The sequence below is a fragment of the Kitasatospora sp. NPDC093558 genome (genome assembly GCF_040683475.1).
Lineage (GTDB): Bacteria > Actinomycetota > Actinomycetes > Streptomycetales > Streptomycetaceae > Kitasatospora.
Window position 1 is genome coordinate 1 of record NZ_JBFBDY010001111.1, and the last position, 1,538, is coordinate 1,538.

A 1,538-nucleotide genomic window follows, 5' to 3' on the forward strand; every position below is an offset into this window, starting at 1 on the left:
AGCGCGCCGTTCTTGCCGCAGGCGATCGAGGCGCCGGCGGCGGGGGAACCGCCGGGGCCGGCGCTGGTCCCGGGGTTGTTGTCGTCGCCGCACGCGGTGAGCGTGAGGGCACCGACCAGTGCCATCGCACTCAGGGCAAGGCTGCTGGACCGGCGGTTCCGCTGGAGCATCTCTTCGTTTCCCCTCGTTCTGCACGCCCCGCGCTCGATGCGGGTTCCGGGGATCCGGTGATCCCGGGGTGAAGAACGTAGACGGGCGAGGTGAACGGATCCTCCGCGCCTGCTGAACCGACGGTGAATCAGTTCGGTCCGGAGTGGCGGTGATCACACGGCCGGAGCAGCCGCCGTCGGCCGTTCGGGTGAGGGCGACGGCGGCCTGCGCGTTGACGAGGGGTCAGTCGGGGTTTCAGTCGGGGGTTCAGCCGGGGTCAGTCGGGGGTCGGCCGGGGCCAGCCGCGGATCAGCCGGAGAAGACCGCTGCGTGCTCGGCGGCGAACTCGGCGAAGGACCGCGCCGGACGTCCCGTCAGCTTCTCGACATCCGGGCTCACGGCGGAGGCGTACCCGGCCGCGTACAGGCCGTAGAGCTCCACCATGCCCTCGGCGCGCCACCGGTCCCAGCCGGCGTCCAGCATGCCGGCGAGGGCCGCCTCCGGGGTGACGGCGGTGTACTCCACCGTCCGGCCGGCCACCGCGCCCAGCTGCTCGGCGAGCGCGCCGTGCGTCAGCGGCGCCGGGCCCGTCAGCGTGTAGACGGCGCCCTCGTGGCCCGCGGTCGCCAGCACCTCGACGGCCGCCGCGGCGACGTCGCGCGCGTCGACGTACGACACCGCGCCCGTACCGCCCGGCACGGCGAGCCGGCCCGCCCGCACGCCCTGCGCCATGCCCAGGAAGTTCTGGTAGAAGCCGTTCGGCGCGACGACCGTCCAGGGCAGCCCGCTCGACCGCAGGTGGTCCAGGCCCGCGACGTGCGAGGCGACGAACCGGACGCCCTCCGGGCGCTGCTCGACGCCCGCGGCGGCGTGCAGCACGACGCGCGGCCGGCGGCCGGTGCGCACCGCCGCGTCGATCACGTTCCGCTCGTGACCGGCCATCTCCGGGTGGACGGCGACCAGCAGGTAGACCACGTCGGCGCCGGCCAGCGCCGCGTCCAGCGAGGCCGGGTCGGAGAAGTCGGCGGCGACCTCCTCGACGCCGCCGTCCCACTCCGCCGGCGCCTCCGCCGGGTTGCGGACCAGTGCGCGGACGCTCTCGCCGCGCTCCCGCAGGCCCACGACGATCTTTGATCCGACCGTCCCGGTGGCGCCCGTCACTACGATCATGGAATTCTCTTCTCCCCGTTCCCGACCCGGACCTGATTCCGCGTCAGGCCGATGATCGCAGTTCGACGGGAATCGGATCAAGGCCGGTCCGGTGGGTGGTCCGGAGACCGCGGGATCGGGCGGGCGACACGCACGGTGGCCCGCCCGTGCTCGACTTGGCGGCGGCCGGGCGGTTGGATGGGCCCGCGCCAGTGCCGAGGGAGGCATCCGGCACCGCC

Annotated in this window: 1 protein-coding gene; it reads right to left on the reverse strand. The window is 74.3% G+C overall.

Annotated features, from left to right (window positions below; genetic code table 11):
* Window positions 1-459: 459 nt before the first annotated feature.
* Window positions 460-1,320, reverse strand: a complete 861-nt coding sequence (locus tag AB0O00_RS38950) for an NAD(P)H-binding protein (protein WP_363659407.1) — start codon at window positions 1,318-1,320, stop codon at window positions 460-462.
* Between the last annotated feature and the right edge of the window lie 218 nt (window positions 1,321-1,538).

What these genes read in the sequence shown, in the direction of transcription:
- AB0O00_RS38950 (WP_363659407.1), bottom strand. Translation starts at nt 1,320, where the DNA reads ATGATCGTAGTGACGGGCGCCACCGGGACGGTCGGATCAAAGATCGTC.